The 905-nt window shown below is 45.3% G+C and carries 1 protein-coding gene; it reads left to right on the top strand.

Annotated features, from left to right (window positions below; genetic code table 11):
• On the top strand, positions 1 to 905 hold a 905-nt coding region (locus EAO38_RS08570; RefSeq protein WP_268877835.1), incomplete at both ends, for a PBECR2 nuclease fold domain-containing protein.

The following is a 905-nucleotide window of genomic DNA, read 5'->3' as shown; positions in this document are numbered from 1 at the left end:
CCCCACGCTAAGCAAGGAGGAGTTAGCCCAGCTCAAACAAGAAAGCAGGTTATTAGGTCAAGATTCAGACCTAGATATTAATCTTTTCACATCGTTTGAGGTCATCTCTACAGAGTTTTCAGGCTCAGCAACATCGCTAAATCTCAAAAATGAAGCCATAGATTCAAATCTAACCCACATCTTGCGTTTAAAATCAAATTCAAAAGCCCCCCCGCCATTAAATGACGCGAGCGCATACAACCGCCCAGACTCTGAGTTAAACCAGAATGTCAATTTATCCACAGGTAGTGGGAACATAGCTACTCCTTTGTCCCAATCTAGCACACCCGGTTTAAAAGGCAACTTAGAACAAGAATGGCTCAAGGCTTTCGGGCTTAAAAGTGTGGATGAGGATTTTACCCCCCAATTTAGTAAGCAGGTGCAAGAGGCTTTAGCCCCCGTGTTGCAAGGAGAGCAAATTAAGCTCACTAAGGGGAGCTTGGTGAAGTTGAGCAAACGCCAAAGAGAAGAGTTTTTGCCCTTGATTAAGCCCACACTAGAAGAGCCTAATGCGGTAATCAAACAGGCGGACGGGGCTTTAATTTTTGTAAAAGACTTTGCAGAGAAAAAGTTTTTTGCCAGTGTCGCACGGGGAGATAGTGGAGAGTGGATCATCACCAGTAATGCCCCTAAAACGCTTAATAACCTAAAGAACAAGATTAAAGAAGGGGGAGAGGTTTTACTAAGCGATTTGCCCGGGCTTCCAATAATCGCTAGGCCCGCATCACCCGCTAAAGCGTTGAATAGCGGAGCAAATCTGTCTAACCCTACCAAACCCCCCCTTAACAATCAAATCCCCTTACTTCCCTATAAGCCCAACACACATATCCCAGCCACGTCTAAAGAAATCCTAGCCGCAGGCAGAA

Origin of the sequence: Helicobacter vulpis, from assembly GCF_003660395.1 — a bacterium.
Taxonomy (GTDB): domain Bacteria; phylum Campylobacterota; class Campylobacteria; order Campylobacterales; family Helicobacteraceae; genus Helicobacter; species Helicobacter vulpis.
The sequence above is the reverse complement of the archived record's forward strand: the minus strand, read 5'-3'. Positions and strand labels throughout refer to the sequence as shown.